The organism is Streptomyces poriferorum (assembly GCF_019399235.1).
In the GTDB taxonomy this organism is placed as follows: domain Bacteria; phylum Actinomycetota; class Actinomycetes; order Streptomycetales; family Streptomycetaceae; genus Streptomyces; species Streptomyces poriferorum.
Map to the genome: position 1 here is coordinate 1 of NZ_JAELVH010000624.1, position 1,359 is coordinate 1,359.

General features: G+C 71.4%; 1 protein-coding gene. It reads left to right on the forward strand.

Features of this window, described 5'->3' with window-relative positions; genetic code table 11:
• Positions 1–25: 25 nt before the first annotated feature.
• The coding region (locus JGS39_RS40110; RefSeq protein WP_219574668.1) for an alkaline phosphatase D family protein at positions 26–1,359 on the forward strand (1,334 nt) is incomplete at its 3' end.

Genomic DNA, 1,359 nt, shown 5'->3' on the forward strand with positions numbered 1-1,359 from the left:
CGCCCGACCCGCCGGAGGCCTCCCGATGCCGTACCGTCCGCGTATCCCGTCCCCCGACCGCCGTACCGTGCTGCGCGGTTCGCTGGTGGCCACGGCCGCTCTCACCCTCCCCGTGGCGGGCGCGGCCGCTCCGGCTTTCGCGCGGTCCGGCCGTCCGGACGCGGCCTGGGGTGTGCAGGTCGGCGATGTCACCTCGTCCTCGGCCCTGGTGTGGGTGCGTTCCGACCGGCCGGCCCGGATGGTGGTGGAGACGTCGGCGACCGAGTCGTTCCGGCGCGCCCGCACCTGGCACGGCCCGCTGCTGGGTGCGGGGACGGACTTCACCGGAACGACGCCTCTGTACGGGCTGCCGCCCGGCGAACCGGTGTACGGCACGTTCCGGACCGCGCCCGCACGCCGGCGCGACGGTGTGCGGTTCCTGTGGTCCGGCGACATCGCGGGCCAGGGGTGGGGCATCAACCCGGACATCGGGGGCTACCGGGTCTACGACGAGATGCGCCGCCTCGACCCCGACTTCTTCCTCTGCAGCGGGGACAACATCTACGCGGACGGGGTCATCGAGCCGAGTGTGACGCTGCCGGACGGGCGGGTCTGGCACAACGTCACCACCCAGGAGAAGGCGAAGGTCGCCGAGACACTCGCCGAGTACCGGGGGAACTTCCGCTACAACCTGCTGGACGACAACCTCCGCAGGTTCAACGCGCAGGTGCCGTCGGTGATCCAGTGGGACGACCACGAGGTGCGCAACAACTGGTACCCCGGGCAGATCCTCGACGACGCCCGGTACAGCGAGAAGAACGTGGACGTGCTGGCGGCACGCTCGACGCAGGCGTTCGGGGAGTACTTCCCGGTCTCGACCCTGCACGGCTCCGCGGGCGGCGACAGGGTCCACCGGGTGGTGCGGCACGGTCCGTTGCTCGACCTGTTCGTCCTGGACATGCGGACGTTCCGCAACGCCAACTCCCCCGGCCGGCAGCCCGACGACGCCACCGGAATCCTCGGTGCCGAGCAGTTGGCCTGGCTCGAGCGGGAGCTGTCGAGGTCCCGGGCGGTGTGGAAGGTGATCGCCGCGGACATGCCGCTGGGACTGGTGGTCGCCGACGGCGCGACGGACTTCGAGGCCGTGGCACAGGGCGACCCCGGGGCGCCGCTCGGCCGCGAACTGCAGATCGCCGGACTTCTGCGGTTCATCAAGCACCACAGGATCACCGGCACGGTGTGGCTGACGGCGGACGTGCACTACACCTCGGCCCAGCACTACGCCCCCGAGCGGGCGGCGTTCAAGGACTTCGCACCGTTCTGGGAGTTCGTCACGGGACCGCTGGCGGCCGGCCAGTTCCCGTCGAACGCGCTCGACGG